General features: G+C 59.1%; 24 protein-coding genes and 2 pseudogenes. 16 read left to right on the top strand and 10 right to left on the bottom strand.

Annotation, left to right across the window (positions count from 1 at the left end; all coding sequences use genetic code 11):
• The first annotated feature begins 33 nt into the window (after nucleotides 1-33).
• From B5527_RS27585 to B5527_RS27575, 3 genes are all read left to right on the top strand, one after another.
• Nucleotides 34-1,152: a glycosyltransferase gene (locus B5527_RS27585; protein WP_210199304.1), complete on the top strand. Its 1,119-nt coding sequence runs from the start codon at nucleotides 34-36 to the stop codon at nucleotides 1,150-1,152.
• Entirely contained in the window at nucleotides 1,152-2,999 is a 1,848-nt protein-coding gene (gene asnB, locus B5527_RS27580; RefSeq protein ID WP_079604336.1) for an asparagine synthase (glutamine-hydrolyzing), read from the top strand. Before B5527_RS27585 ends, asnB begins: the two co-directional genes overlap by 1 nt.
• Nucleotides 3,000-3,133: 134 nt before the next feature.
• On the top strand, nucleotides 3,134-3,943 hold the full coding sequence (locus tag B5527_RS27575; protein WP_079604335.1) for a class I SAM-dependent methyltransferase: 810 nt from the start codon (nucleotides 3,134-3,136) through the stop codon (nucleotides 3,941-3,943).
• A 226-nt stretch (nucleotides 3,944-4,169) separates the two neighbouring features.
• Here the strand turns inward: B5527_RS27575 and B5527_RS46635 are convergent.
• A pseudogene (locus B5527_RS46635) lies at nucleotides 4,170-4,776 on the bottom strand (IS1595 family transposase); the annotation flags it as partial.
• On the opposite strand from B5527_RS46635, the gene B5527_RS44565 reads away from it, so the two are divergent.
• On the top strand, nucleotides 4,723-5,811 hold the full coding sequence (locus B5527_RS44565) for a hypothetical protein (RefSeq protein WP_154072561.1): 1,089 nt from the start codon (nucleotides 4,723-4,725) through the stop codon (nucleotides 5,809-5,811). The pseudogene B5527_RS46635 and the gene B5527_RS44565 overlap by 54 nt on opposite strands.
• On the opposite strand, the gene B5527_RS27560 is transcribed toward B5527_RS44565, so the two are convergent.
• The 5 genes from B5527_RS27560 to B5527_RS27545 form a co-directional block, all read right to left on the bottom strand.
• The gene (locus B5527_RS27560; RefSeq protein WP_079604332.1) at nucleotides 5,768-7,111 is read right to left on the bottom strand and encodes a hypothetical protein; all 1,344 of its coding nucleotides are present in this window, start codon (nucleotides 7,109-7,111) and stop codon (nucleotides 5,768-5,770) included. The genes B5527_RS44565 and B5527_RS27560 overlap by 44 nt on opposite strands.
• A 220-nt stretch (nucleotides 7,112-7,331) precedes the next feature.
• Complete coding sequence (locus B5527_RS27555) at nucleotides 7,332-7,763, bottom strand: hypothetical protein (RefSeq protein WP_079604331.1); 432 nt, start codon at nucleotides 7,761-7,763, stop codon at nucleotides 7,332-7,334.
• 180 nt (nucleotides 7,764-7,943) lie between these two features.
• Entirely contained in the window at nucleotides 7,944-8,687 is a 744-nt protein-coding gene (locus tag B5527_RS27550; protein WP_172842681.1) for a class I SAM-dependent methyltransferase, read from the bottom strand.
• A gap of 140 nt (nucleotides 8,688-8,827) precedes the next feature.
• Entirely contained in the window at nucleotides 8,828-9,157 is a 330-nt protein-coding gene (locus B5527_RS44560) for a hypothetical protein (RefSeq protein WP_154072560.1), read from the bottom strand.
• Between the two features lie 69 nt (nucleotides 9,158-9,226).
• Complete coding sequence (locus B5527_RS27545; RefSeq protein WP_154072559.1) at nucleotides 9,227-9,991, bottom strand: hypothetical protein; 765 nt, start codon at nucleotides 9,989-9,991, stop codon at nucleotides 9,227-9,229.
• A gap of 505 nt (nucleotides 9,992-10,496) precedes the next feature.
• Between B5527_RS27545 and B5527_RS27540 the strand changes: the two genes are divergently transcribed.
• The 5 genes from B5527_RS27540 (at nucleotide 10,497) to B5527_RS27520 (ending at nucleotide 16,200) form a co-directional block, all read left to right on the top strand.
• On the top strand, nucleotides 10,497-11,363 hold the full coding sequence (locus B5527_RS27540) for a dTDP-4-dehydrorhamnose reductase family protein (RefSeq protein ID WP_079607553.1): 867 nt from the start codon (nucleotides 10,497-10,499) through the stop codon (nucleotides 11,361-11,363).
• Nucleotides 11,363-12,397: a polysaccharide biosynthesis protein gene (locus B5527_RS27535; RefSeq protein ID WP_079607552.1), complete on the top strand. Its 1,035-nt coding sequence runs from the start codon at nucleotides 11,363-11,365 to the stop codon at nucleotides 12,395-12,397. Before B5527_RS27540 ends, B5527_RS27535 begins: the two co-directional genes overlap by 1 nt.
• 106 nt (nucleotides 12,398-12,503) lie before the next feature.
• A complete protein-coding gene (locus B5527_RS27530) occupies nucleotides 12,504-13,772 on the top strand; it encodes a class I SAM-dependent methyltransferase (protein ID WP_079604328.1) in 1,269 nt (422 codons plus the stop codon).
• Nucleotides 13,773-13,821: 49 nt separating this feature from the next.
• A complete protein-coding gene (gene wecB, locus B5527_RS27525) occupies nucleotides 13,822-14,904 on the top strand; it encodes a non-hydrolyzing UDP-N-acetylglucosamine 2-epimerase (RefSeq protein ID WP_079604327.1) in 1,083 nt (360 codons plus the stop codon).
• 63 nt (nucleotides 14,905-14,967) lie between these two features.
• Nucleotides 14,968-16,200 (top strand): glycosyltransferase family 4 protein, encoded by a 1,233-nt coding sequence (locus tag B5527_RS27520; RefSeq protein ID WP_197689215.1) that lies wholly within the window; start codon nucleotides 14,968-14,970, stop codon nucleotides 16,198-16,200.
• Here B5527_RS27520 and B5527_RS44555 read toward each other — a convergent pair.
• Nucleotides 16,197-16,358, bottom strand: a complete 162-nt coding sequence (locus tag B5527_RS44555; protein ID WP_154072558.1) for a hypothetical protein — start codon at nucleotides 16,356-16,358, stop codon at nucleotides 16,197-16,199. The genes B5527_RS27520 and B5527_RS44555 overlap by 4 nt on opposite strands.
• Between B5527_RS44555 and purU the strand changes: the two are divergent.
• Nucleotides 16,357-17,208 (top strand): annotated as a pseudogene (gene purU / locus B5527_RS27515) (formyltetrahydrofolate deformylase). The gene B5527_RS44555 and the pseudogene purU sit on opposite strands and share 2 nt — an antisense overlap.
• A gap of 35 nt (nucleotides 17,209-17,243) precedes the next feature.
• Here purU and B5527_RS27510 read toward each other — a convergent pair.
• Nucleotides 17,244-18,218: an NAD-dependent epimerase/dehydratase family protein gene (locus B5527_RS27510; RefSeq protein ID WP_245332272.1), complete on the bottom strand. Its 975-nt coding sequence runs from the start codon at nucleotides 18,216-18,218 to the stop codon at nucleotides 17,244-17,246.
• 29 nt (nucleotides 18,219-18,247) lie between these two features.
• Nucleotides 18,248-18,526, bottom strand: a complete 279-nt coding sequence (locus B5527_RS27505; protein ID WP_079607550.1) for a hypothetical protein — start codon at nucleotides 18,524-18,526, stop codon at nucleotides 18,248-18,250.
• A 382-nt stretch (nucleotides 18,527-18,908) separates the two neighbouring features.
• Between B5527_RS27505 and B5527_RS27500 the strand changes: the two genes are divergently transcribed.
• The 6 genes from B5527_RS27500 to B5527_RS27475 all read left to right on the top strand — a co-directional run bounded on the left by B5527_RS27500 (nucleotide 18,909) and on the right by B5527_RS27475 (nucleotide 24,724).
• Nucleotides 18,909-20,090 (top strand): ABC transporter substrate-binding protein, encoded by a 1,182-nt coding sequence (locus B5527_RS27500; protein WP_079604325.1) that lies wholly within the window; start codon nucleotides 18,909-18,911, stop codon nucleotides 20,088-20,090.
• Nucleotides 20,091-20,217: 127 nt separating this feature from the next.
• Complete coding sequence (locus B5527_RS27495) at nucleotides 20,218-21,087, top strand: branched-chain amino acid ABC transporter permease (RefSeq protein WP_079604324.1); 870 nt, start codon at nucleotides 20,218-20,220, stop codon at nucleotides 21,085-21,087.
• 8 nt (nucleotides 21,088-21,095) lie between these two features.
• Nucleotides 21,096-22,127 (top strand): branched-chain amino acid ABC transporter permease, encoded by a 1,032-nt coding sequence (locus B5527_RS27490; protein ID WP_079604323.1) that lies wholly within the window; start codon nucleotides 21,096-21,098, stop codon nucleotides 22,125-22,127.
• Nucleotides 22,124-22,876, top strand: a complete 753-nt coding sequence (locus B5527_RS27485) for an ABC transporter ATP-binding protein (protein WP_079604322.1) — start codon at nucleotides 22,124-22,126, stop codon at nucleotides 22,874-22,876. The genes B5527_RS27490 and B5527_RS27485 overlap by 4 nt, the downstream gene beginning before the upstream one ends.
• The gene (locus B5527_RS27480) at nucleotides 22,869-23,585 is read left to right on the top strand and encodes an ABC transporter ATP-binding protein (RefSeq protein WP_079604321.1); all 717 of its coding nucleotides are present in this window, start codon (nucleotides 22,869-22,871) and stop codon (nucleotides 23,583-23,585) included. Before B5527_RS27485 ends, B5527_RS27480 begins: the two co-directional genes overlap by 8 nt.
• Before the next feature lie 20 nt (nucleotides 23,586-23,605).
• Nucleotides 23,606-24,724: a cobalamin-independent methionine synthase II family protein gene (locus tag B5527_RS27475; protein ID WP_079604320.1), complete on the top strand. Its 1,119-nt coding sequence runs from the start codon at nucleotides 23,606-23,608 to the stop codon at nucleotides 24,722-24,724.
• 54 nt (nucleotides 24,725-24,778) lie between these two features.
• Here the strand turns inward: B5527_RS27475 and B5527_RS27470 are convergent, their stop codons facing one another.
• Nucleotides 24,779-26,092: a hypothetical protein gene (locus B5527_RS27470; protein ID WP_079604319.1), complete on the bottom strand. Its 1,314-nt coding sequence runs from the start codon at nucleotides 26,090-26,092 to the stop codon at nucleotides 24,779-24,781.
• Nucleotides 26,093-26,096 lie beyond the last annotated feature (4 nt).

Raw genomic sequence — 26,096 nt, 5'->3', positions numbered from 1 at the left:
CCGTCGAGCGAGAGTCTATCTAGGCAAATGATCGTGCACTCCCTCACCGTGGTCAAACCACAATGCTTGACTGTTCTTCATGTCATACCGACCCTCGAGGGCGGCGGGGCGGAGCGGCAACTGGCTATGCTGGCCACGGAGCAGGCGCGCCGCGGCTATGATGTTCACGTGGCCGTTCGACGGACCGGCGTGCACCTGCAGGTGATGCGAGGCGTGCAACTGCATGAATTAGGCAACGTGCGCAGCGTCGATCCAAGGCTGTTCGTTGCGATAAAGCGGGTCATAACGGCGGTTAAGCCCGGCATCGTACAAACCTGGCTGCCTCAGATGGACATTCTCGGTGGAGTGGGCGCTCTCGCAGGCCATATCCCCTGGATCGTTTCAGAGCGAACCTCAGGCGGCTACTATCGTAGCGAGATGCCCTCCTTCGCCCGGTTGCGGCTTTGGCTTGCAAAATATGCAGCGGCCGTTGTCGCCAACTCCCGGGCCGGCGCAAGATACTGGCAAGAGGATGGACGCCGGTCCCTCAAGCTGGCGACGATCCATAATGCGCTCGACTTCGAGCTAATTGGCGAAACCGTCCGCCGGGGGGTGCAAGACCCTTACGCCACTCCATTGATCTTGGTTGTCGGTCGGCTCGACCGCGAGAAGGCCGTGGACGTAATTCTTCAGGCCGTGGCCAATCTTCCTGTCGACCAAAGCGTTCACGTCCTGATAATCGGTACGGGAAGCGAACGGCCGGCGCTCGAGAGGGCCATTGAGGCAGCCTCGTTATCTGAACGAGTCACGCTCCTGGGCTATCAACCAGATTGGTGGAGGTGGCTCGGGGTTGCCGATGGCCTAATCAGTATGGGAAGATTTGAAGGAAACCCCAACGTTGCCCTGGAAGCAATGGCGGGTGGCTGCCCGGTAATCGTCAGTGATACGCCGGCGCATCGTGAGATAGCAGATGCTTCATCCGCGCTCTTGGTGCCGGTCGATGATGTGGGTGCCCTGTCGAACGCGATCGCGCAACTCGTTGGCGACCGGGAAGCTGCCCGACAGCGGGCAAAACGGGCATCCGAGCGAGTTAGATCGATGACGGTCGCCGCGATGGCGGATGCTTACGATGCCGTCTACCAGGAAGTGATAATGAACGGAAGAAATAACTGATGTGCGGAATCATCGGCGTTGCTTCGCGGCATCCACTCACAAATCGCAAGTGGCTCGACGACGGCTGCACGGCGATGGCGCATCGCGGTCCCGACGACAGCGGTTCCTGGTGGTCGGCGAATGGAAATGTCGGCCTGGCCCAGCGCCGGCTCGCCATCATCGATCTGTCGCCGGGTGGGCATCAGCCCATGCATCACGAAGCCAACCGCCTCAGCATCGTGTTCAATGGCGAGATTTATAACTATCTGGACCTTCGCGATCTGCTGAAAGCAAGGGGGCATAAGTTCGTCACCCAATCCGACACGGAGGTTATTCTCGCGGCCTACTCGGAATGGGGCACTGAATGCCTGGCGCATCTCAACGGCATGTTTGCCATCGCGCTCTACAACCACGAAAAGAAGCTTCTATTCCTCGCCCGTGACAGGGCGGGCGAAAAGCCGCTGTTCTATTCGGTGACGGGTGACGAGATACGCTTCGCCTCCGAATTGAAAGGGCTTATGGCCGATCCCGGCTTTAGTCGCACGATGGATCCGACAGCGCTCGATTGCTTCCTGATGATGGGCTATATCCCAGGCGGAGCTTGCATACTCCAAGGCGCCCGGAAGCTGCCGCCCGCGCACGCGCTTACGTTCGATGTCGAAAACGGGGAGACGAGAACCTGGCGCTATTGGAGCATGCCTGAACCGGCCGGTGTTGATAGCCACGACGACGAGGCGTTGGTCGAGGAACTGGAAGCGCTTCTGGCAGACTCGGTACGTCGCCAACTGATTGCGGACGTGCCTGTCGGTGTCTTGCTCAGCGGAGGCGTCGATTCCAGTCTTGTGACGGCGATGGCGGCGCGGTCCTCATCGCGCGTCAAGACATTTACGGTTGGGCTTCAGGGCCATGAGAAATATGATGAGGCCGCGTTTGCGCGGCTTGTCGCGAACCATTTTGGAACCGAACACATCGAACTACAGGCTGGCGATGCCAGTCCTGACATTTTGAACCTTCTTGCCCGGCAATACGACGAGCCGATATTTGACTCGTCAATGGTTCCGACCTTTCTGGTCAGTCGGCTGGTCCGGCAACACTGCACGGTCGCCCTGGGCGGGGATGCCGCCGACGAGATGTTCGGTGGCTATGAACAGCACAGACGGCTGCTTCTGCTGGAATCGCAGTTCGAGCGGGTTCCGCTGCCGGTCCGCAAGCTCGCGGCCGCAACTGGCGATTTCGTTCTGCCCACTGGCTTTCGCGGACGCAACTGGATCAGAGCGCTCGGCGTGGATTTCGACACCGAGCTTCCGCTGGTTGCCAGCCATTTTGTCGCAAGCGAGCGCCGCGCGCTTATGGGCTCGAATTGGCAGACGCCGGCTGAAGGCATTCTGAAGGCGCGTGTTCCGCCAGCGCAGGACCTGCTGCAGCGTGGCACGCGAATGGATTTCGAGAACTATCTGCCGGGAGACATTCTGGTGAAAGTCGACCGCGCCAGCATGCTGGCGTCACTTGAAATGAGGGCTCCGTTTCTGGACTTTCGAATTGCCGAGTTCGCCTTCGGAAAGGTACCGAGCAGGCTGAAGGCCAACTCGACCGAGCGCAAGATACTGCTCAAGCGCTTGTGCAAGAAGGTGCTGCCGCCTGAATTCAATGCGGATCGCAAACAGGGCTTTTCGCTTCCATTGCCCGCCTGGCTCAAAGCGGGCCCGTGGCGGAACTTTTTCTCAGACGTATTGCTTGATCCGGGCTGTCTCTTCGACAGGCGCGCCGTGAGCGATCTGATCAATGGCCATGGTGGGCGCCGGAACAACGCCGAACGGTTGTTTGGGTTGACGGTCTTCGAGCTGTGGCGTCGCGCTTACAGCAAATGATCGACTTTCATCGGTGTGCGCTTTCCCAGGCTCGCCTGTGCGCTTGACGCAACATCCCCGAAACAAGCGTCGGAGCAATTCCTCGGATGTGAAGGGCCTTGGATTGCCGCTTCAGGGTGTGGTAGGTCAAAACTATGAACCTTAAGGAACGTGGAACTCACTTTGAATTCGGAGCGAATTGGCAAGACTACGCCAAGACGGTCGACAAGACCCGGATTGATTCAGCGGTCGCCGGACTGAGGAAGCTGTTCCCTGAGGGTCTTGCGGGAAAGACCTTTCTGGATATCGGCTGCGGCTCCGGAGTGCACTCTTTGGCCGCACTTTCGCTCGACGCGGCGACGGTGCTGGCAACCGACATTGACGAAAATTCCGTTAGCGCGACGCATGACCTTTTGGAGAAGTATGCCCCCAGTGGGAAATGGGAAACGAGGATTGCCTCCGTGTTCGACGCGTCTCCCGGTGACCTGGGCACCTTCGACGCCGTGTACTCGTGGGGTGTGCTGCATCACACCGGAGATATGTGGAACGCTATCGAAAAGGCCACGACATTCGTGAAGCCCGGCGGGCAATTGGCGATTGCGATATACGCAAAAACGCCCCTCGATTTTGCGTGGAAAGTTGAAAAGCGCATCTACGCATATTCACCGGCCGCCGTGCAGTGGGTGCTGCGGCAGCTATTCGTTGCCGCGATGATGGCGGCAAAGATCGTGCGGGGCAGGAATCCCATGAGGGTATTTCGTGACCCGCTTACACGCGGTATGAATATCTCTCACGATGTGCACGACTGGCTCGGAGGCTACCCTTACGAAACCGCAACGGCCGACGAGCTTAATTCCAGAATATCCGCGCTCGGATTTACCGAGTTGCGGTCATTCCGCATCCCGGATTCTGTTGGGCTGTTGGGGTCCGGTTGCCACGAGCTCGTATTTCTCAAGCGGGCCTAGCAGGCAGTTGGACCGGTCCGCAGCGCCCAGCGGCAGCTTCGAGGGTGTTGCCGCCTGAATTCGACGCGGATCCCAAGCATGGATCTAGGCGCCGGCTGTTTTTCGTGATGGCTCGATCCCGACGGACTACGCCAATCCAATCGCGATCGCCGGCAATACAATTGGGTCCACCATGATGGTGTGGTAGAACATACAATGCCTGATCGCTAATTCTAGGATGTTCCCACTAGCCGGAGTAAAGCTCGTCATAGGTCGGGCTTTCATTGCCGATGCCGAGCAGCGAGCGGAATGCGTTGAAGGGGTAGAACCGGCGGTTAAAACGGAACGTGAATTCATTCAGATAGGCTTGAAGATGCTGCGGGCTGACGCCGTGATGGCATGCCGCCAGCCAGCTTTTCAGGTTAGAAAAGATAAGGTGAATGATGGGCAGGTATTCTTCCGCCACTTCCGGGTTGCCCGCTTCGACCACGGGCAGATGTTCAAATCCGCGCTTGGAGAGGGTCGCGTAACTCGGGCCGCGTCTGTCACGATCATCGCGCTGGGCGCAACAGCCGCCTCAACGAAACCGACCAAAGACTTAGCGGTCCGATCCGGCACCACTTCCATTCGCAATCGGCCGGCATAACGACCGGCGCGCCGCATCGGCTTGTCGCCCTTCTTAGCTGGGCGCGTCCGAACCTCAACGGCAGCAATAACGAGCGATTGATCCGGGTGAACGCCCTTGCTCTCACCACGGGTTGCTGCCCCGCCGATCCAATCCACGTCTCGTCAACCTCGACGTGATCTTTGATGCCGATCGCACCGCCGATCTTGCCCATCGCGGGGCGGGTAACGCGTTGGTGCTCGACGGCTTGGCAGCTCTGCCGGAGTTTGGCATCAGGCAGTTTAAGATGATCGGAAATCTGACCGTTCAAAGCAATAGTGCGGCACAGAATGTCATTGTCGTTCGATCTCTGCATGACGCGGATCTGGATTTGACATGCGGCGGCGGTTCCGCCAGCTATGCGGGCCTGCGTCTCGAGTTTGGCGTTGTCTCGCGCATTCGGTATTCGTGTTCATCTAACACACTCGATTCGAGCGGTCATCCGTGCTGGTCAGGTGGCGTTGCCCCGCAGTATGGTCTCTACGCGACTAAATTAGGATCGCCAGTGCTCGACGGTGGCGGCAATCCTATTCTTACTCAGAATAGTTATTGTACGCTGCGTCCTGTTATCGAAGACGTCCCGTATGGCATCTGGTTAGATCGGTGCCTTGGAATGCAAATTCGAGAAGGGACCGTCGAAGGATGCGGCACCACGGGTCTCACTATCGACGGTGGATCAAGCAAAATAATAGTCGTTGGTACAGATTTCGAGGCTAATCGGGGCCAGGATGTCCACTGCATCGGCAGCGATAACAACTTCGTCGGCATTGCTTGCGGGAAGGTGTTTACGTTCGGAACCAATGGACCATCTGCCGCATCGCGCAATCGCATCATTGGTGGTCAATGCAACAGCATCGTGTTTACAGCGACGACAGCCTATAACGTCGCTGAAACGACATTCAATATCACGGGCGCCGGCAACCTGACTGACTCCGGGACATATAACCGCACCAAGGGCTGTTTCGATGCTGGGAACGCGGCCTATTACTCTCGCCCTCGCTTCGGTCCAACTGTTTCCGGATCGCCATTTTCTTTCCAAAACACGAATGGAGACAATATGCAGGTCTCCGTAAGCGGGGGTACGGTCAGCGCAATCGATATTCAAACACCAGTGGGCGGTTTTTTCCCTTCCGGCGCCACGTCGGGCGTTTTCCAGTTGGCTCCGAAAGACATTATCAGGATTACCTATTCAGCAGCGCCGACCGTGAACGTATGGGGAGTCTAGACAGCCACGCCAGAAACCACGCGATTATAAATACGCCAGCCACTTGCCGCAGCATCACGAGCGTGACCTGAAGGTCATTGCGGTTGATGTAGAACGCTACGATGCAGCCGCCGAAAGCGATCGGTGGAATTGTTGTTGTGGAAGCTTTGGCCAGAAGCTTTGAAGCGCCGATCAAGGCTAAGATCATCAACGCGCCGAATATCGCGACTCCGACATAACCAAATCGGCACAGCATTTCGGCCCAGATGTTGCCGCCAGTGCCGTAGGTAATGCCAGGATACAAGATCGGCTGATATTCCTCGTAGAAGGTTGGCGGGAAGGGGTTTGGAACAAGCTTTATCATGACCGGTGGGATTAGGAGATAAAGCGACTTAAGAATGTTCGACGGGCTGCACGAAAGGCCACTCTGAACAGTTGCCGCTAGCGTGGCCTGAATTATGACTGGTTCAGAGCGCTGCAGCATGTTGAACGGCATCTGAAGCCATTTCGAGATTGTCGATTCATTCTGCTTCGGCGTTTCACCGGGGCCGATGGGCGCAATGGCTGCCTCTGCCGCTCTTTCAAATTGCAGGGTATCGCTGCGCATGTCCTGAGTGCGAACCACCCTTGGCGCGTTCTCAATTATCGCGATTTGATCGAAGATAGCGAAGCGAGCTGTATGAACGAACAGCATGCCGACAATGAGGACCGCCGCCGCGGCGCCATAGGTCGGTATTTTTGTGAATAGCCTGATACGCCCACTCTGCATCAGCAACACCAGCGCCACGCTGAGCGCAGTCAGTACCGCGTAGACCCGGAAGCCAATGAGAAGATCGATCGCCAGCAGCAATACGCCGCCAGCTAATATCCACCAGCGTCGCTCGATCGCAGCAGATACACAGGCGAGGCTGGCCGCGATCTCAAAACAGGTGAAGAGATAGCCGATTTGCGCCAGCGCCTTCACCTTGTCGGCATCGATGATTGCGCCCCTTGATGATGCAAGAGACCCGGCTAGCCCCGCAACGGCGAGGATCAGATACCACTCCGACAGGCCGCGCCCCGGCCGCAGTTTAGTTTCGCGCTGCGGCAACAACGCCGCCGCAGCCAGTGCAACAATATAGACAATCGCGATCAGATAGACTGGCGGCGGGATTGTGGAGTCGAAAGCGTCTGACGATTGCAGCACCTTTCCCCAAACGAGGGGGGAGAAATAAAACACTGCGCCGATATAGGCGACGGTGAGGAGATCAAATCGGCGTTTCGTGAAAAAGAAAAAGACGAAGGCCGCCAGTGAGGCGGTAATAAAAGCACTCCAAACCATCTCAAGCCTCGATGCGCTTTCGTTCTACAATCCTTTGTGGTGGGGCTATCCACCTAGCCTTTCGGTCGATAGAAATCCAACGATCTGCTTGCGTCAAAACCGATCGGAACGAGGTGCAACTCCCGTAACGCAGCTCGCATAGATCGAGCGCGCTAGAGAGTAGCAGCGGGCTCAAGGGAGATCAATGCGCCAAATACAAGCGCGTGCCATCTTGGTTGCATCAATCGGCCCTCCGTGGCTTTGGATACGAGTAGCGCTTGCCGCTACTGTTTGGATCGCTGTTGTCGGTCGCCGAGAAGTTCAGCGCTGGGCCTTTATCCGTCTGCCAGTGGGAATATCGGCCGCCTCCTAAATTTGCGATGTCGGCATTGAGGCTGTGCGCCGGGCCGATCGGCTTCTCGTCTTCGTAGAGTTGGAATGTCGATCGCGTCGGGTTGTCAGCGGAATCGGCGGCCCCGGTATTTTCCCGGGGCGGAAACGTTGCGGCATAGGAAGAGCCGCCCAGCTTATAAAACGGCCCGGATATGTAAACGCGCGGGAATGGGTCCGGCTGCGGAACATAGGTATATTTCAGATACCCCGCCACGGCAAAATAGAGCGCAAAGGCAATGAGCGCTGGCTTGATCGTCTTTGAGGGTGTCCACCAGTCCATCGGAAAGCACTATCCGAAACCGCTTGGCCGAGCAAATTGCGGCGCGGTTCCACCTGCTATGGCCGCCTGCAGGGGTCGCGGGTACGCGGTCGCTGCGGCTATCCAGAAGTGGGAATTTAGTCGCGCCAGCTGCACGGCGCGACGTTGGGTGATTTGAGTTGGTGCCAAAACGCTGGGTGATTAATCAATGGGGCGTTTGATTTCTAAAACCAACCATGGGCACAGCGCCTTAATCTCGAACGGCTGCAATAGAGCGACAGCGTTCAATACGTAACAGGCCACCAATCCGATCGGGCGAGGGATTTTGCCCCAAGGCAGCGGCCACGGCGAGAGGCGACCATACCGATATGACCGCGACCGCGAACCTTCCGGCGCGAGGGCGAGCATCCCGTTTTCGCTCATGATGTTCGCGTTATGGATATCATAGGCCTCCCGGTCCATCCGTTGGCAAAGCCAGCCATAGCCAGAATCAGCTCCAAAGTGAGGAACTGTTATGATCGCTGTGCCGCCGGGTTTGAGCATTTCAAAATGCTTTTTCACCATGGGGCGGGGATCGTCGAAGTGCTCGATGACGCCGAAGCTGTAAACCAGATCGAAGGAACGAGGTTCGAAGGTCGTCTGCATGAAATCTTCCTTGCGAATGTCAGCCGTAGCATTCGCGTCGGCAAAGAGCTGAACCGTCTTTTTGTGGCTGTTCTCTGCGTATTCGACGCCACAGGCCTTGGCCTCTCTGGCCAGAGCAAACCACAACAGGAACTTGCCGGGAGCGCATCCGACCTCAAGAACGCGACTACCCGGAACTAACAATGGATCAAGCAAGGCGAGCATATCTCCAACGGTAGCATTCAGTTTCGACGGCAAGCGCGGCCTCGCAGTTCCGTCGCGCTTGTCCCAATGAGCCTCACCCGCCAAATCCTGAACCATTGCGTAACTCCAAAAACGGTGCCGGAGGCTACCCCCCAATTTGTCCGCGAACAACCCAAAACAGGTGCGCTCTGGCGATGCCATAGAGACGAGTGCGGCCGCAAACAGCCGAATCGTCGCGTTGCTCTCGCTGCTTCAGTTTATTTAGCCAGAACCTCATACAGCGCGTATTGGCGATTTTGAAAGACCAGCCGCCAGTTCGGCGGGACAACCTTGGTCGCCGTTACTACGGCGTAAAATGAACCGTAGGTGCGCTTCGTCGGCACGCTACGTGGGGAGCGGCTTCCATCCAGCACCGTGCTGTTCATCGTCAGCACTTCGTTAAGTTTGTGTCGATCCTGCCTCAACTCCAAATTAGGAGGTCCCGCCGCGCGCCAGGATGAATAGAAACGGATCGAAGTTCGGAAGATAGAGCAGGGCAGCTCCAAGTGCGGGGTAGAGTAGGTTGAAGTAGCCGCGGCTTGCAGCATTTGCGTAGCCCGGGTCAAAGCTGGGATAGGGTTGGCTGGCGAGCGACGAACTGCTTCCGGCGTAGAAAGTCAGTCCCCCGACGGCGATCCTGCGAGAGTGTCTGTTGGCCCATGCCACAGCAGACCCAGCCATATTCCGAAAGCGATGGCGAAAGGGACGATGCCGAGCGCCGCCGTCAGGGCTGCAGCGACCTGTCGACCGGGTGGGCGCCAGCCCCGGAGGGGAATGAGGCACGCCAACCACAGGGCCAATGCAACAGACCGGCCCCAGGGAACGACCAGTGCGACGACGAGCAGCATGGCAAGCAACACGACGCCGGCAGGAAAGGCTGGGATCAGGACCTGTGCCGGGCTGCTGCGCGGGTCGCGCAGGATCAGCCGGGTAATGCCCGCGCCCGACGCCCAGATGCCGATCGATGTCAGGCAGCCAAGCAGCGCATGCTGCAGGGTTTGAAGGGCGAGTGCTCCATCCTTCGGCGGGCCGTTCTTCGCGACGACGATCGCGCCGAATAGGCCAAACGCCGACAGCGCCGCCAGCAGGACGAGCGAAACAGCCAGTCCTGCAAGGAGGAGTGCGCGCCGCGTCCGCAAGAGAAAAAGGACGTACTTTCGGAACAGGACCAGAAACGCAATATCCGCGAGCGTCAGAATGGCAGCCAGCAGAAGCTGCAGCTGCGGTTTCACCTCCGTTGATGCCCTGATTGAGTGGACCCGGCCGTTAGTGCGGGGGTCGGTTCCGTCGGGCGTCGAAAAAATGATGGTGTCGCCCCAATGGGAAAATCGTCCGCCACCTTGTTCTCGGATGTCCTTATGCAGGGTGGTGCGGGGGTCCAAGAGCACGACCGTCCTCGAACACCATCAACTTCGAGGATGAAGGCCCTTGGCCCGAATCGGTCGGCAGGCGATATCCCGTCTTTGGGCCAAAATTCACGGGGGCCTGGTAGGCCCCGCCTATCTCTGGTCGATGTCATTTTTGGCGATGACCTGCGAAAAGTCAGGTGTGAACTCGAAAAAACAGCCAAGCCCCAGGTTTGCCAAGATCAGGCCGATCAAAGCCATCCAGAAGCGGCGGTTTCGTGTAGATTTTGGCCAATATATCAACCCCGTGGCAACCGTCTGAGTGCGGTGACTTCCATCAGTCGCTGCCGCGCTAATATCACGGTTGTCGAAGCTTGCAATTTCGTTTGCAGCCTGCTTGATCAGGCAACCGGCAATATTTAGTACCGCAACGGTAATGACGAGTATGAACCCGCAGTCCGCAGTGGGAACGGCCTAAAGTGTTGAACGCGCGGAGTACGATCCGCTCCATCCATCAGTGGCGTTTTTGGCGAATAATGTGGTGAAGATTCTCGTTCTCGGCGCAACGGGACTGCTTGGCAATGCGGTGTTTCGATCGATGTCGAAAGCACCGGCTGCTCAGGTCGTCGGAACAATACGCCGGGAATCTTCCCGCGAGCTGTTCGCGCCCGAGCAGGCAGCGCAACTTGCCGTAGTCGCGGATATCGAGAAACCGGATGCTCTGGCCAGTTTATTCGCTACGGTCCGTCCAGACGCGGTCGTGAATTGCATTGCCGTCGGGCGGCCGGCCCCCGGCGATCCAATGCGATCAATCGCGGTTTATTCGGTGCTGCCGCGGCATCTCGCGCATTTCTGTCGGCTGTTCGGTTCCCGCCTGATCCAGATCAGTTCGGACGGCGTCTTTTCAGGGGCTCGTGGCGCCTACACCGAGGACGATCCTCCGGATGCGAACGATGTCTACGGAATATCGAAGCTATTGGGCGAAGTCACCGAGCCGCATGCGATCACGTTGCGGAGTTCGATTATCGGGCACGAATTGCAATCTAAGAGTGGACTGCTAGAGTGGTTTTTGTCGCAGCAGGGACGATGTAACTGCTACACACGGGCGATTTTCTCAGGATTTCCGACGATTGTGCTTGCTGACCTCATCAGGGATGTCGTGATCCCGCGCCCTGGTCTGCACGGCGTCTATCACGTGGCAACCCCGCCGATTTCGAAGTTCGATCTGCTGCGACTGGTGGCGAACCGCTACAGCAAGAAAATCGAACTGATCCCGGACGACCGCGCAAATCCCGATCGCACGCTCGTCGCTGCCCGGTTCGAGAAGGCAACCGGCTACGTCGCGCCCGACTGGCCGACGCTGGTCGACTTGATGTATTGCGACCGTTTTGGTTCGACGAGGACATGATGTTTACGGACAAAGTTATAGCGATCACGGGCGGAACAGGATCTTTCGGGCAGCACATCCTGAGAGGTTTTCTGGCAACCGACGTTGCCGAGATACGTATCTTCAGCCGCGACGAGAAGAAGCAGGAGGAGATGCGCTCGGCATTCAACAATACCAAGCTCAAGTTCTACATTGGCGACGTCCGCGCCTATGACAGCATCCACCAGGCGCTGAAGGGCGCGCATTACGTATTTCACGCCGCCGCGCTGAAGCAGGTGCCGTCGTGCGAGTTCTACCCGCTCGAGGCGGTTCGGACCAATATTCTGGGCACCGAGAACGTCATGAGCGCGGCGATATCCAATGGTGTCGAGAGGGTCGTCGTGCTCAGCACCGACAAGGCGGTCTATCCGATCAACGCCATGGGGCAGACCAAGGCGCTGATGGAAAAGGTCATGGTGGCGAAGTCGCGCAGCCTATCATCGACCGAAACGCTGCTGTGTGCGACGCGCTACGGCAACGTCATGGTTTCGCGAGGGTCGGTAATACCGCTGTTCGTGTCGCAGATCAAAGCCGGCAAGCCGCTCACGATCACCGACCCCAACATGACCCGCTTCCTGATGTCGCTCGACGACTCCGTGGACTTGGTGCTGCATGCCTATGGTCACGGGAAGCAGGGCGACATCTTCGTCCAGAAGGCTCCCGCTGCGACGATCGGCGATCTAGTGCAGGCGCTCAAGGAGATTTTCAACGCCGACAATCCGATCCAGATCGTCGGAACCCGCCACGGTGAGAAGCTGTACGAATCCCTGGTGTCGCGTGAGGAGATGGCGAGGGTCGAGGATATGAAACAATATTACCGTATCCCGGCTGATAACAGGGACCTCAATTACGCTATGTATTTTACCGACGGCGAAAAGCAGATATCAACGCTCGACGACTACACGTCGCATAACACCGAGCGTTTGAGCGTGGCCGGGGTGAAGGAACTGCTGCTCAAGCTTGATTTCATTCAGCGGCACCTGCGGGGACAGGACGCGGCTATCGCCGAAATATAGGGTCTTTTTCGACAATCGACCTGGCGGAGCGATTGTGGTAGTCGCCTCACGAGGACATCCGCGACGGATGCCGCCGGTTAGCGGCAAGAGATAGGAAATCTATACTATGGACCTGAGCGGTTCCAATCAGCCTGTCTGTGCCTTCTGCGACAGCAAACGGCTTGGGTTGGTGATGGATTTCGGCAAGGTCGGCCTCGCCGGCGCGTTCCTGAAGCCCGAGCAGTTCGCGACCGAGCGCACCTTTCCGATGCGGCTGCACTTCTGCAAGGATTGTTACGCCGTGCAGGTCACCGACAAGGTTCCGGCCGACGTGATGTTTCGGGACTACTTCTATTTCTCGTCGTCGATCGGCACTCTGCGCGACCACTTTAGGGAATACGCCGCCGAGGTAACGCGGCGTTTTCTCGACCCGGCCGGAGCCACCGTGCTCGAATTCGGCTGCAATGATGGCGTGCTGCTGCGTCCGTTGGCGGACGAGGGCATCCGGACCGTTATTGGTGTCGATCCTGCCTCAAACGTGGTCGCCACCATCGATGATTCCCGGGTCAAGGTGATCAATAATTATTTCACGGAAGAGGTCGCGCGCGCCGTTGTCGCCGAACATGGCAAGGTCGACCTGATTATGGCCAACAACGTCTACGCGCACATCCCGGACATTCAGGGGACGACCCGGGCAGTCGCCGAAGCGCTGCATCCAGAGGGCGTGTTTGCCTTTGAGGTTCATTACCTCGGCAAGGTGATCGACGAACTGCAATACGACATGATCTATCACGAGCACCTTTACTATTATTCGCTGCTGTCCGCGGTCAATCATCTCGCCCGGTATGACATGATGGTGTTCGACATAAAGCCGATACCGATCCATGCCGGTTCGATCAGGTTTTATGCGTGCAAGAAAGGCAGCAAGCACAGCGCTTCGGTATCGCCCGCGGTCGTCGCACTCGAGGCAGAGGAGCGAGCGCGGGGATTTGACCGGTACGAGACCTTCCTGGCGTTCTCTGATACTGTCGCCGCACACCGCGACGAACTGATTGGACTGCTCAGAGATCTGCGGGGGCAGGGCAAGCGAATATCCGGTTACGGCGCCTCGGGCCGTGCCAACACCATGATCCAGTATTGCGGCATCAACCATGATCATCTGGATTACATGATCGACGACGCGCCGGCGAAAGCTTCGTTCTACACGCCGAGATCGCATTTCGAGATATTTACAAGCTCGGTCCTCGGACGTGATGATCCACCGGACTATCTGCTGATTTTCGCTTGGAGTTTCTTTGATGAAATCCGTAAAAAGAATGCAAGCTATCTGGCCAGGGGCGGGCGGATGATTCTTCCGCTGCCCAAGGTCTCGATTTTTCCGCCCCCCGCACCGTAACGATAAACCGGCCTGACGCCGCGATTCAACCGACGCACGGAACACGCAAATGAAGGTTATGTCGATTTTCGGGACGCGCCCGGAAATGATCAAGATGTGGGCGACGCTGAAGAAGCTCGACGAGTTGAACTTCGACCACGTGATGGTTCATACCGGGCAGAATTTCACCCCCGAGCTTCGTGACTTTTTCTTCAAGGATTTGAAGCTGCGAAAGCCAGACTATGAGCTCGATATTGACACTTCCGGTTATGGACCAGAGGTGGCGGACGTGATTATCAAGTCGGACGCCTTGATGGAAAAGGTGAAGCCGGATGCGTTATTGATCCTCGGCGACACCTATAGCGGCCTCAGCGTGTTGCCAGCGGCGCATCGCGGTATCAAGATTTTCCACATGGAAGCCGGCCTTCGAGCGTGGGATCGCCGCATGCCGGAGCAACGCAATCGCATCTTGATTGATCACATCAGCAATATCCTGCTGCCGTACAACCGCTATCACCGTGAAAACCTGCTGCGCGAGGGCATTCATCCGTCCAAGATCATTGTGACCGGCAACACGACGTTTGAGGCCATGCGTGCCTTCGCGCCCGAGATAGAGAAAAGCGACATCCTGAAGCGGCTGAAGCTGGAGCCGAAGAACTACATTCTCGTCACGGCGCATCGCAGCGAGAACGTCGACAATCCCGAGAACCTCGGCAATATTTTCAAGGCGCTCGGCATACTAAACCAGCGGCTCAAGCGCGAAATTATCTTCCCGATGCATCCTCGCACCACCAGCAAGCTGAGCGGAATCGCGGTGCCGCCCAACATTCGAATCATGGCGCCCCTCGGATTTTACGACTTCAACCAGCTGCTCAAGCAAGCGTTCTGCGTGCTCTCCGACTCCGGTACCGCGGCCGAAGAGGGTCTGTTCTACAAAGTCCCCAATGTGAGTCTGCGCATGGCGACCGAACGCATGGAAACGCTCGAGAGCGGAGCCACGATCGTTTCGGGGATGGAAGCGGAAAATATCGTCGAGGCAGTGACGCTGGCGGTCAGCTTGCCGTGGGGCGCCAGGTACGAATTCGAAGAGGATTATTCGCCTTCGGCAGTGGTTGTGAACGCGATCCGGACCCAGATCACCAATTTCTTTTGACGTTCGCCTCTCGCGTCGCGGGCAACCGCCCCGCGTGTTGTTCGTTCCTTCGAAGTCACCGACATGAGCCGCAGCTTGCAGATTGCCCTAATCTCGACGGACTATCCGCCGCTGCGGACTTCGGCGGCGGTTCAATTGCGGGATCTGGCACAGCAATTCACGGCGCTCGGTCATCAGCCTGTAGTGATTGTGCCTTCGCTGACATCAGATGAACCCTGGAAGGTCGAACAGCTCGACGGCGTTAACGTGTTGCGTATCGCGGCCCCGCCGACGCGTGCCGCTACTCACTTCCGGCGGGCGATTGCGGAAATGTGGCTGCCATTCGCGATGCTGCGCAATGTGCACAGGAGTCCGTTTCGTTCAACGAAGTGGGACCTTATCGTGTGGTATTCGCCGCCGATCTTCTTCGGGCCGCTGATCTGGGCGTTACGCCGGGCATCCGAGGCGCGGACCTATCTCATCCTGCGCGACATCTTTCCCGAATGGGCGGTCGACCTGGGCATTATCAAGAAGGGGCCGGTCTACTTCCTGTTTAAGGCGGTCGCCGCGTTCCAGTATGCGGTCGCTGATACGATCGGAGTGCAAACCGAATCGAACCTAGCCTACTTGCCGAGCTGGACGAAATCCGCTCACCGGCGGATCGAAGTGCTGCACAACTGGCTGGCGACGACGCCAAACGTCGGGTGCAGCATCCAGATTGCCCGCACCTCGTTGGCCGGTCGCAAGATATTCGTCTATATCGGCAACATGGGCGTAGCCCAAGGCATTGAAATTTTTGTGGAGCTGATCCAAAGCCTGCGCCATCGCGGCGATATCGGGTTCCTCCTCGTGGGTCGCGGCTCCGAATTCTCGAAACTCGAGACGGAAAGAGTGTCACGGGATCTGAACAACGTGCTGTTTTTCGATGAGATCGACCCCTCCGAAATCCCCGGCCTGCTCGCACAATGCGAGGTTGGGCTGGTCGCGCTGCATCCGGATCACAAGACCCATAACGTTCCCGGGAAATTCGTCTCCTACATGCAGTACGGTCTGCCGGTGCTGGCGCGCGTCAACGCCGGGACGGACGTCCAGCGCCTGATCGAAGACAACGGCGTGGGGAGGGTCTATGTTGGTTACTTCGTCAACGAGTTGAAGCGGCTGGCCGAGGAACTGGCGGACGACGATGCCCTGCGCAAATCGATGGCCGAACGGGGAAAGCAACTCGGCCGCAGCATGTTCTCGCCCGAGATGGCCGCGAGGCAGATTCTGGTTCTGGCAGAACCCGGCCCCGCCCGCGGGGGCCAGGCCGGCAGCTAACCCAATCCGGGATATTTCATTAATGAACCGAAGATTTGTATGATCAGCCGCTCAGCCGTTGCTCGGTCGAGATCGTCGGCTTCGTGAAGCTTCAGTAGCAATTTGAATTCGCTCGAGGTCAGCGATGCCATTTTCGAATGATAGACAAGCTGCTCCATGCCCGACCATCGATACGTGTTGACGCTGTCCTGTCCGGATCGTCTCGGCTGTTTCAACTTTCCTGGCCCATAATGGGCAGAACATTCTCGACGCCCAGCAGTTCAACGATGTCGAGACCGGTCACTTCTTCATGCGGGTCGTCTTCAACGCCGCCGATCTGGCGGTCAATCTGGCAACGCTGCAGACCGGGTTCACGGCGATCGCGGAGCGCTTCGGCATGGACTGGCAGATGCGCGACCGCGCCACCCGCCGCCGGGTGATGCTGCTGGTCTCCAAATCCGATCACTGCCTCGCCGATCTCCTGTATCGCTGGCGCACCGGCGAACTCGAGATGATTCCGACCGCCATCGTCTCCAATCACCCGCGCGAGACCTACAGCAATCTCGATTTCGGCGACATCCCGTTTCACTATTTGCCGGTGACGAAGGAGACCAGGCGCGAGCAGGAGACCGCGATCTGGGATTTGGCCGGGCAGACAAAAACCGATCTCGTCGTGCTTGCGCGCTACATGCAAATCCTCTCGGACGAGATGTCGGCGAAGCTTTCGGGGCGCTGCATCAACATCCATCACTCGTTCCTGCCGGGCTTCAAGGGCGCGCGGCCCTACCATCAGGCGCACGAGCGCGGCGTCAAACTGATCGGTGCCACCGCGCATTACGTCACCAGCGACCTCGATGAGGGCCCGATCATCGACCAGGACGTCGAGCGCATCAGCCATCGCGACACGCCCGACGATCTCGTCCGCAAGGGACGCGACATCGAACGCCGCGTGCTGGCGCGTGCGATACGCTATCACCTGGAGGACCGCGTGATCCTCAACGGCGCAAGACCGTGGTGTTCGTGGATTGAGGAGCCCGGGGGCAACCTGTTCGCGGGAACTGCTGCTAGTCGAATACGGGTTTGAAATTCCGCGGGCTCCAGCCGAAGTCCCGAATTGCAGGTCCTGGATCGAATGCCATGTCTTTCATCATGCGGGTGCCCATCGCTACATTTGCGCTCGGAAAAAGCGGCTTCGCCAGAACAAAGCCGGCTCTCCAAAGAAAAGAGGGCACGGAGATAGTGCGCCTGGGCAATCGCAGTGCGTCAAAAATTCGGCCGATCATTTCCCGGTACGAGAGCGTTTCCCCGCCCGGCAGCGAATAGATCTTGTTGACGGCGGCGCGGCTCGATGCGGCGGCGAGGGCTCCGATTGCCAGATCTTCCGCGTGCACCGGCTGCCGCAAGCCGGATGCTTGCCCGACAAGCGGCATGAAACCGAATCGGCGGATAAGCCGCGACAACGGCGTGATATTGGTATCGCGACCCTCAGCGTAGATCAGGGTGGGGCGCAGTATCGTCCAGCTAACGTTCTGCTGCTCACATTCCGCCGCGATCCTTTGCTCTGCGTCGGCGAGTCGCTTGATCGTGGCCCGCTCGCTGGCAACTTCCGTGTCCTGTTTTGTCATGACGCTGGTCGAGCTGAATGCGACAACTCGCTTCAATGACAGATTTAAGAGCCGCGGAAGCGCGTTCGCCAGGAGAACGGCGTCAGCGGTACAATACAGGGTGGCAAACGGTGGGAAATTCAGCGTCTCTGGCTTCTCCAGATCTCCACGGAACCAATCAACCCCCGGCCCGCCCTGCGGCGACCTCGACAAGACGAACGGCCGCTGGTTGACACGCAGGAGGTGCTCGACGATATAGCCGCCGACCAGGCCGGTGCCACCTATGACCAGACTTTTCCCTTGCTCGGTCTGGGTTTTTGCGTCCACCTGCCCCTTGCCTCCCGTGCAAATTTGAATCGCTCCATCGAAGCGCTTCCCCACGATAGAGCATCGCTGACAATCCACACAATTGCCAAGCAGATCTTCGCGGTCCATTGTTGTTGATTGAGAAGGGTCAGCACACGCTAGTGCACTGGTTCCAATGATGACGAGTCTGACCTGGCCGCCTCATCCTTCGCCGCTGCAGGTTCCAGGCGCTTTTTTTCCCGCTCTCGCATGAACTCATCGTATTTCGCGGTGCCGGGGCGGGGCGGAGCGTCGGCAGGCAAACCACCGGCCCACAGGGGGACGTAATCTGCTAATCCGTCTGCGAGCTTTTCGTTGATGGTTCCGCAGCCGCCGAGGCCACACGCCAGGACCGCGAAGGCAGTGGCGATGACAAGATGGCGGGTGCTGATAGTCATTTTCAGAACGTCGCAACCTTGCTTGTGTGCCAATTGGACCGGATGCCGCAATCTCTTTGCCGGCCGAATTTTCGTATTTGCGACGCCTTGCCGCCGAATTAGCAAGCTTACCCCTAAAAGTGCAAACTTGGTTTATTCAGGAGATTTGGGGTATCTGAATACCAAGCAGCTTACAGGGTGAAGAACCTGCCCGCCGGCCAAGCAGACCGGCGATGAATTTACAGCCCACCACTCCGGCCGATTCACGCCCATCGTCGCGATTGACAATGCTCCGCCGCTGAGTCGCCATCCCGCCCCAAGACACGACCGAAAAATCCGGGTTATGGTGAGTAAGGGCCGGGGACTCGGTTCGAGGCACGAAACCGATCAGGGGAGAGCGTTCATGTTCATTGGCACTAAGACGTTGTCGCAGGCCGCAGCCGGCTTTGCGCTTGCGGGCGCGGTTGCGCTGGCGCCCGCCCAGGCGCAGGAGACCGTGAAGATCGGCCTGATTCTGCCGATGACCGGCGGCCAGGCGTCGACCGGCAAGCAGATCGACAATGCGGTCAAGCTGTACATGCAGCAGAACGGCGACACCGTCGCCGGCAAGAAGATCGAAGTCATCCTCAAGGACGACGCAGCACTCCCCGACAACACCAAGCGTCTCGCGCAGGAACTGATCGTCAACGACAAAGTCAGCTTCATCGCCGGCTTCGGCGTTACGCCCGCCGCGCTGGCGGCAGCACCGCTGGCGACGCAAGCGAAGATACCGGAAATCGTGATGGCGGCGGGCACCTCGATCATCACCGAGCGTTCCCTCTATATCGTGCGCACCAGCTTCACGCTGGCGCAGTCCTCCACCATCATCGGCGACTGGGCCGTCAAAAACGGTATCAAGAAGGTCGCGACGCTGACCTCCGACTATGCGCCCGGCAACGACGCGCTCAATTTCTTCAAGGAGCATTTCGTTGCCGGCGGCGGCCAGATCGTCGAAGAGGTCAAGGTACCGCTGGCCAACCCTGATTTCGCGCCGTTCCTGCAGCGGATGAAAGATGCCAAACCCGACGCCATGTTCGTGTTCGTGCCCGCAGGGCAGGGCGGCAACTTCATGAAGCAATATGCCGAGCGTGGGCTCGACAAGTCGGGCATCAAGGTGATCGGCCCCGGCGACGTCATGGACGACGATCTCCTGAACGGCATGGGCGACGCGGCGCTGGGCACCGTCACCGCGCATCTCTATTCCGCCGCGCATCCGTCCCCGGAGAACCACGACTTTGTCGCCGCCTACAAGAAAGCCTTCGGCAGCCGCCCGGGGTTCATGGCGGTGAGCGGCTATGACGGCATCCGTCTCATCTACGAGGCGCTGAAAAAGACCGGTGGCAAGACCGGTGGCGATGCGCTTGTCGAAGCCATGAAGGGGATGAAGTGGGAAAGCCCGCGCGGCCCGATCTCGATCGATCCGGAAACCCGCGACATCGTCCAAAACATCTACATCCGCAAGGTCGAGAAGGTCGACGGCGAACTCTACAACGTCGAATTTGCGACCTTCGAGGCCGTCAAGGACCCCGGCAAGACGAAGAAGTGACGCCGGTCACTCCGGGGCGCGAGCTGAGCTCGCGAACCCGGAATCTCGACGTTTATCGCGAAAGATTCCGGGTTCAGCGCTGCGCGCTGCCCCGGAATGACGAGTGCATCACAGGTTCTCCGGCACCATGACCTCGCTGTTCACCATCCTGTTCGACGGCGTCGCCTACGGCATGCTGCTGTTCGTGCTCGCCTGTGGCCTCGCGGTCACGCTCGGACTGATGAACTTCGTCAACCTTGCCCACGGCGCGTTTGCCATGGCGGGCGGCTATGTCTGCGCGGTTCTGGTCAATCAATCCGGCTGGCCGTTCTTCGCAGCATTGCCGATGGCGTTTATCGCCAGCGCCCTGATCGGCGCGGTGTTCGAACGCGCGCTCTATCGGCATCTCTACAACCGCAGCCACCTCGATCAGGTGCTGTTCAGCGTCGGCCTCGTCTTCATGTCGGTGGCGGCGGTCGATTACATCATGGGATCGTCGCGGGTTTTCATCAAGCTTCCGGCGGTGCTCGAAGGGCAAATCGATTTCGTCGGCGTCGGCATCGGCCGTTACCGGCTGATGATCATCGTGATCTGTGGCCTGCTGACCGCGGCGCTGCAGCTGGTATTGGCGCGCACGCGGTTTGGCAGCCGGCTGCGCGCGTCGGTGGACGATCCACGCGCCGCGAGCGGGCTCGGGATCAACGTGCCGCAGGTATTCGCATTCACCTTTGCCTTCGGCTGCGGTCTGGCCGGTCTCGGCGGCGCCCTGAGCGCGGAGGTTCTCGGGCTCGATCCGTATTTTCCGCTGAAATTCATGATCTACTTCCTGATCGTCGTGACCGTCGGCGGCTCCTCCAGCATCACCGGGCCGTTTTTGGCGTCGCTGCTGCTCGGCATCGGCGACGTCGCCGGAAAATATTACGTGCCGAAAATGGGACCGTTCGTGATCTACACCATCATGATCGTGATCCTGATCTGGCGTCCGAACGGCCTGTTCGGCCGCACTGCTGCCCGTTGAGCGCAGCCATGACCGCGCAAGCCGACGTCGGATACCACGCCAGGCAGCACGCACGCTGGCACTGGAGCGAGATCGCGTTCTGGATTCTCGTGCTTGGCTGCGGGTTCCTGTTCCCCTCCCGTTATCTGATCATGACGGAAGTCCTGCGACTGGCGTTATTTGCGCTGTCGCTCGATCTGATCCTGGGCTACGCCGGAATCGTCTCGCTCGGCCATGCGGCGTTCTTCGGCGTCGGCGCCTATTCCGCCGGGCTGCTCGCTTTGCACGGCATGATCACCGAGCCCGTGGTGGCGCTGGTCGTTGCCGGCCTGATCGCCATGGTGCTCGGCTTTCTCACCAGTTTCCTGGTGATCAGGGGCGCCGACCTGACCCGGCTGATGGTGACGCTGGGGATCGCGTTATTGCTGGAAGCGCTGGCCGAGCGTTTCTCGGACATCACCGGCGGCACCGACGGGCTGCAGGGCATCGAGATGCAGCCGATCCTCGGGCTGTTCGCTTTCGACATGTTCGGCAAGGTCGGCTTCTTCTACTCCCTTGGGGTGCTGTTCGCGTTGTTCCTCGTGGCGCGGCGGATCGTGCATTCGCCGTTCGGGCTGTCGCTGCGCGCCATCCGCAACAATCCGCTGCGCGCGGCGGCGATCGGCGTCCCCGTCAACCGCCGCCTGGTCGCGGTTTACACGCTGGCCGCGTTTTATGCAGGGATCGCAGGCGCGCTGTTCACCCAGACCACGGCGCTGGCCTCGCTCGACGTGTTCTCGTTCGAGCGTTCGGCCGACCTGATGCTGGTGCTGGTGATCGGCGGCACCGGCTATCTCTACGGCGGATTGATCGGCGCCGTGGTGTTTCGGATGCTGCAGGAATTGTTTTCCAGTCTCACGCCGCAATACTGGCAGTTCTGGATCGGCCTCGTGCTGGTCGTGATCGTGCTGGTCGGCCGGGCGCGCCTGCATCGCTGGGCGCTGTGGGTGCCGAATCTGATCATCCGGCAACTCGGCGGGCGAAAGACCATCATCGCCGTTCCCGAGGGCGACGCGCCATGACGCTCGCCCTGGAAACAAAAGCGCTGGAAAAGCAATTCGGCGGGCTGAGGGTCACCCGCGACCTCTCGCTCAGGGTCGAGCGGGGCGCCCGCCACGCCCTGATCGGGCCGAACGGCGCCGGCAAGACCACCGTCATTAACCTCCTGACCGGCGTGCTCAAGCCCAATGCCGGGCGCATTCTGCTCGAGGGAAACGACATCACGGACTTGCCGGTGCACACGCGCGTGCTGCGCGGGCTGTCGCGCACCTTCCAGATCAACCAGCTCTATGCCGACCTGACGCCGCTGGAGACCATTGGTCTGGCGGTATCCGAACGTCTCGGCCGCGGCGGCGACTGGTGGCGGCGGATGGGCGCGCGCGACGACGTCAACGCCGAGATCGCGGAAAATCTGGCGCGCTTCCATCTGCTCGACGTCATGAACGAACTGACGGCGACGTTGCCCTACGGCAAGCAGCGCCTGCTGGAGATCGCGGTCGCCATTGCCGCCAAGCCGCGCGTGCTGCTGCTCGACGAGCCGGCCGCCGGGGTTCCCGAAAGCGAGCGCCACGACATTCTGGCGGCCGTGGCAGCCCTGCCGCGCGACGTCACCGTGCTCCTGATCGAGCACGACATGGATCTGGTGTTCTCGTTCGCCGACCGCATTTCGGTGCTGGTCAACGGCGCGCTCCTGGTCGAAGGACCGCCCGGCGAGGTAGCGCGGGATCCCCGCGTCAAGGCGGTCTATCTCGGCGAGGCCGCCGATGCCTGAATTGTTGCGCATCGAGGGGCTTCGCGCCGGCTACGGCGAAGCCGTGGTATTGCCCGGCATGTCGCTGCGGCTCGCAGAAAGCCAGGTGCTGGCGTTGCTCGGCCGCAACGGCACCGGCAAGACCACGCTGATCAATTCGATCGTCGGAATCACCCGCCGCTTCGGCGGGACCATCAGCCTCGGCGGGCTGGACATCACGCCGATGCGCCCCGATCAAAGGGCGCGGGCGGGGATCGGCTGGGTGCCGCAGGAGCGCAACATCTTCCGTTCGCTGACGGTGGAAGAAAACATGACCGCGGTGGCGCAGCCGGGTCCGTGGACCGTGGCGAAGGTTTACGAGATGTTTCCGCGGCTGAAGGAACGCCGCAACAATTTCGGCAACCAGCTTTCCGGCGGCGAGCAGCAGATGCTGGCGATCGGCCGCGCGCTGACGCTCAATCCAAGGGTGCTCTTGCTGGATGAGCCGACCGAGGGGCTGGCCCCGATCATCGTGGAGGAACTGTTGAAGGCGCTCGGCACCATCACCCGCGCCGGCGGCACCTGCTCGATCATCGTCGAGCAGAATGCACAAAAGATTCTGGGGCTGGCCGACCGCGTTGTGATATTGGAGCGCGGCGCGATCGTCCACGACGCGGCGAGTGCCGCCCTGAAGGCCGATCCCGCGGTACTCGAACGCTTTCTCGGCGTCTCCGGTGCCGCGGCACATTAGAATTCTCGGGAGTGAAGACCATGCAGAGAACAAAAGCCCCCTTCCGCGCCGACGAGGTCGGCAGCCTGTTGCGGCCGCCCAAGATCAAGGAGGCGCGGGCCAGGCTCGAGAAGGGCGAGATAACGGCCGACGATCTGCGCAAGGTCGAGGACATGGAGATCGAAAAGGTCGTGCACAAGCAGGCGTCAATCGGCCTGAAGCTCGCGACCGACGGCGAATTCCGCCGCTCGTGGTGGCATTTCGACTTTCTCGCCAGGTTGACCGGCTGCGAACTGTTTCACCCCGACGAGGGTATCCAGTTCGCGGGCATCCAGACCCGGCACGACGCGGTGCGCGTGATCGGCAAGCTCGATTTCCCCGACGATCACCCGATGCTGGCGCATTTCAAGTTCCTGAAAAAGCAGTGCGAGATCGCGCATGTGATGCCGAAGATGACGATCCCCTCGCCGGCGGTGCTGCATTTCCGCGGCGGCCGCAAGTCGATCTCGAAGGAGATCTATCCCGACATCGAGGTGTTCTTCGAGGATCTGGCGAAAACCTACCGCAAGGCGGTGAAGGCGTTCTACGACGCCGGCTGCCGCTATCTGCAGCTCGACGACACGGTGTGGGCCTATCTCTGCTCCCAGGACGAACTCGCCAAGGTGCGCGCGCGGGGAGAGGGCGCCGATAATCTGCAGGAAATTTACGCCCGCATCATCAATTATGCGATCGCCGGGCGGCCGGCCGACATGACCATCACCACGCATGTCTGCCGCGGCAATTTCCGTTCCACCTGGATCTCATCGGGCGGCTACGAGCCAGTGGCGGAGACCATGCTGGCCGGCACCAATTACGACGGCTATTTCCTCGAATACGATTCCGAGCGCGCCGGCGGCTTCGAGCCGCTGCGCTACCTGCCGAAGGGCAACAAGATCGTGGTGGTCGGCGTCATCACCTCGAAAAGCGGCCAACTCGAGAGCAAGGACGGCATCAAGCGTCGGATCGAGGAAGCATCCAAATTCGTGCCGCTGGATCAGCTCGCCGTGTCCCCGCAATGCGGCTTCGCCTCGACCGAAGAGGGCAACATCCTCACCGAGGAAGAGCAGTGGGCGAAACTGAAGCTCGCGGTGGATGTCGCGAAGGAGGTGTGGGGGAAATAAATCCGGTCGCGAGGGGTAGGCCTGTTACCGGGCGACGATCCATCAGGCGCTCGATCATGACGAGACGTCCGCTGGAACCGCCTTTTGGCGTGGCATCACGTACCAAAGCAGGAACAGGAAAGCAGCGCCGTGTGACAGCAGTGTTGTCGTGAGCGGTACATTGAGGAGGATCTGCGGAAAGGCAGCTCCGGATAACAGAATGAAACGATCCGGCAGTCCTGCTGAAAGCCTGTTTGCCAAGCCAAGTATCAATCCGCATATCAGTATGGATATGGGAGCCAGTTGCGATCCCAGCGATGCGATGCCCTCTGTGGCAAGAAGGGAAGCGTTGAAGTTCCCCAATCGATAGGCGCGTTCCAGTACCACTGACAAATCGTCGCTATAGGGACAGCGGACGACTTCTTTCATGAACGACACCTGGCAAAAATACGTCAGCGGATGGGTCGAGAAAAAGTGGTGGTAATGATCGAGCGCGCTCGCCGGTATCGCGAACGCTCGAAAATTGACCGTGCCAAAATACATGATGGCATCGAGGCCCACCGCGTCGATCAGAATGAGCCCGATGAGCATCGGTATAAAAATGGAAAGCACAACAGCCGTTCTAGCCTCGAAAAATCTCGATAGCAGAACGATGGCGACAAGCCAGATTGGCAAGAACAAGGCAAGCTTGTTCAGGGTTATCGGATAAAAAAGCAGGGCAAACGCAAGCGCGACGCTTGCGAGCCAGATGTTGCGGCGCTCAACGAAGCAGGCAAATGCGAACGGCAGCAGCGCGCTTGAAAAAATCCCGATCAGATATTCGACCGTCTTTGGCTGGTGGATATCGCTGCGGAACGAATAGATGTCGGAAATTCCGACCAATCTAAAGTTATAGCCCGCGCCCACTGCAATTATTGCCGCAGTCAGAAAAAGTATCACGATGGGAAGGCGCTCGAACTGTCGCTCGGAAATCACGTAGATTTGCCGGATCGGCGACCTGATCATCAGGGCGGGCACGAGCAGCGCGACGATCGATAGAACAGCTGAAAGACGCGCTGTTTCCTGATCGTAGTTGAATGGCGTGAAGAAGCTGAGCCAAATGAAGCCAACGACAGCGGTGTAAAGGTAGAAGCCGACATAGTAGCCGAAGCTGAAGCGCGCGAGGGTAAAGAAGGGCGAGATCAACGCACACAGCGCGACAGCCGCGGCTGCCTGATAAACATGATTTTCGTCGAACGCGATATGAAATTCCCCATAAAAATGCGAGACGTAAACCAGCGAAACGCAGCAGAGCGCGATGTGGAAATAGATCAGGAAAGCTGGTCCCGGTCCTGGGTGCGGGGCGGCGACGATGGCGCCCACCTCGGTGCGGTCGGAAAAGCTGGTCATGGTT

The organism is Bradyrhizobium erythrophlei, from assembly GCF_900129425.1.
GTDB lineage: Bacteria > Pseudomonadota > Alphaproteobacteria > Rhizobiales > Xanthobacteraceae > Bradyrhizobium > Bradyrhizobium erythrophlei_C.
This window is presented reverse-complemented; position numbering and strand designations above follow the sequence as displayed.

Excerpts from the sequence above, each read along its gene's own strand:
- asnB (WP_079604336.1), top strand. The coding sequence starts at position 1,152 with ATGTGCGGAATCATCGGCGTTGCTTCGCGGCATCCACTCACAAATCGC.
- B5527_RS27575 (WP_079604335.1), top strand. The coding sequence starts at position 3,134 with ATGAACCTTAAGGAACGTGGAACTCACTTTGAATTCGGAGCGAATTGG.
- B5527_RS27560 (WP_079604332.1), bottom strand. The coding sequence starts at position 7,111 with ATGGTTTGGAGTGCTTTTATTACCGCCTCACTGGCGGCCTTCGTCTTT.
- B5527_RS27555 (WP_079604331.1), bottom strand. The coding sequence starts at position 7,763 with ATGGACTGGTGGACACCCTCAAAGACGATCAAGCCAGCGCTCATTGCC.
- B5527_RS27550 (WP_172842681.1), bottom strand. The coding sequence starts at position 8,687 with ATGGTTCAGGATTTGGCGGGTGAGGCTCATTGGGACAAGCGCGACGGA.
- B5527_RS44560 (WP_154072560.1), bottom strand. The coding sequence starts at position 9,157 with ATGCTGCAAGCCGCGGCTACTTCAACCTACTCTACCCCGCACTTGGAG.
- B5527_RS27535 (WP_079607552.1), top strand. The coding sequence starts at position 11,363 with ATGTTTACGGACAAAGTTATAGCGATCACGGGCGGAACAGGATCTTTC.
- B5527_RS27530 (WP_079604328.1), top strand. The coding sequence starts at position 12,504 with ATGGACCTGAGCGGTTCCAATCAGCCTGTCTGTGCCTTCTGCGACAGC.
- wecB (WP_079604327.1), top strand. The coding sequence starts at position 13,822 with ATGAAGGTTATGTCGATTTTCGGGACGCGCCCGGAAATGATCAAGATG.
- B5527_RS27520 (WP_197689215.1), top strand. The coding sequence starts at position 14,968 with ATGAGCCGCAGCTTGCAGATTGCCCTAATCTCGACGGACTATCCGCCG.
- B5527_RS44555 (WP_154072558.1), bottom strand. The coding sequence starts at position 16,358 with ATGGAGCAGCTTGTCTATCATTCGAAAATGGCATCGCTGACCTCGAGC.
- B5527_RS27510 (WP_245332272.1), bottom strand. The coding sequence starts at position 18,218 with ATGGACCGCGAAGATCTGCTTGGCAATTGTGTGGATTGTCAGCGATGC.
- B5527_RS27505 (WP_079607550.1), bottom strand. The coding sequence starts at position 18,526 with ATGACTATCAGCACCCGCCATCTTGTCATCGCCACTGCCTTCGCGGTC.
- B5527_RS27500 (WP_079604325.1), top strand. The coding sequence starts at position 18,909 with ATGTTCATTGGCACTAAGACGTTGTCGCAGGCCGCAGCCGGCTTTGCG.
- B5527_RS27495 (WP_079604324.1), top strand. The coding sequence starts at position 20,218 with ATGACCTCGCTGTTCACCATCCTGTTCGACGGCGTCGCCTACGGCATG.
- B5527_RS27490 (WP_079604323.1), top strand. The coding sequence starts at position 21,096 with ATGACCGCGCAAGCCGACGTCGGATACCACGCCAGGCAGCACGCACGC.
- B5527_RS27485 (WP_079604322.1), top strand. The coding sequence starts at position 22,124 with ATGACGCTCGCCCTGGAAACAAAAGCGCTGGAAAAGCAATTCGGCGGG.
- B5527_RS27480 (WP_079604321.1), top strand. The coding sequence starts at position 22,869 with ATGCCTGAATTGTTGCGCATCGAGGGGCTTCGCGCCGGCTACGGCGAA.
- B5527_RS27475 (WP_079604320.1), top strand. The coding sequence starts at position 23,606 with ATGCAGAGAACAAAAGCCCCCTTCCGCGCCGACGAGGTCGGCAGCCTG.
- B5527_RS27470 (WP_079604319.1), bottom strand. The coding sequence starts at position 26,092 with ATGACCAGCTTTTCCGACCGCACCGAGGTGGGCGCCATCGTCGCCGCC.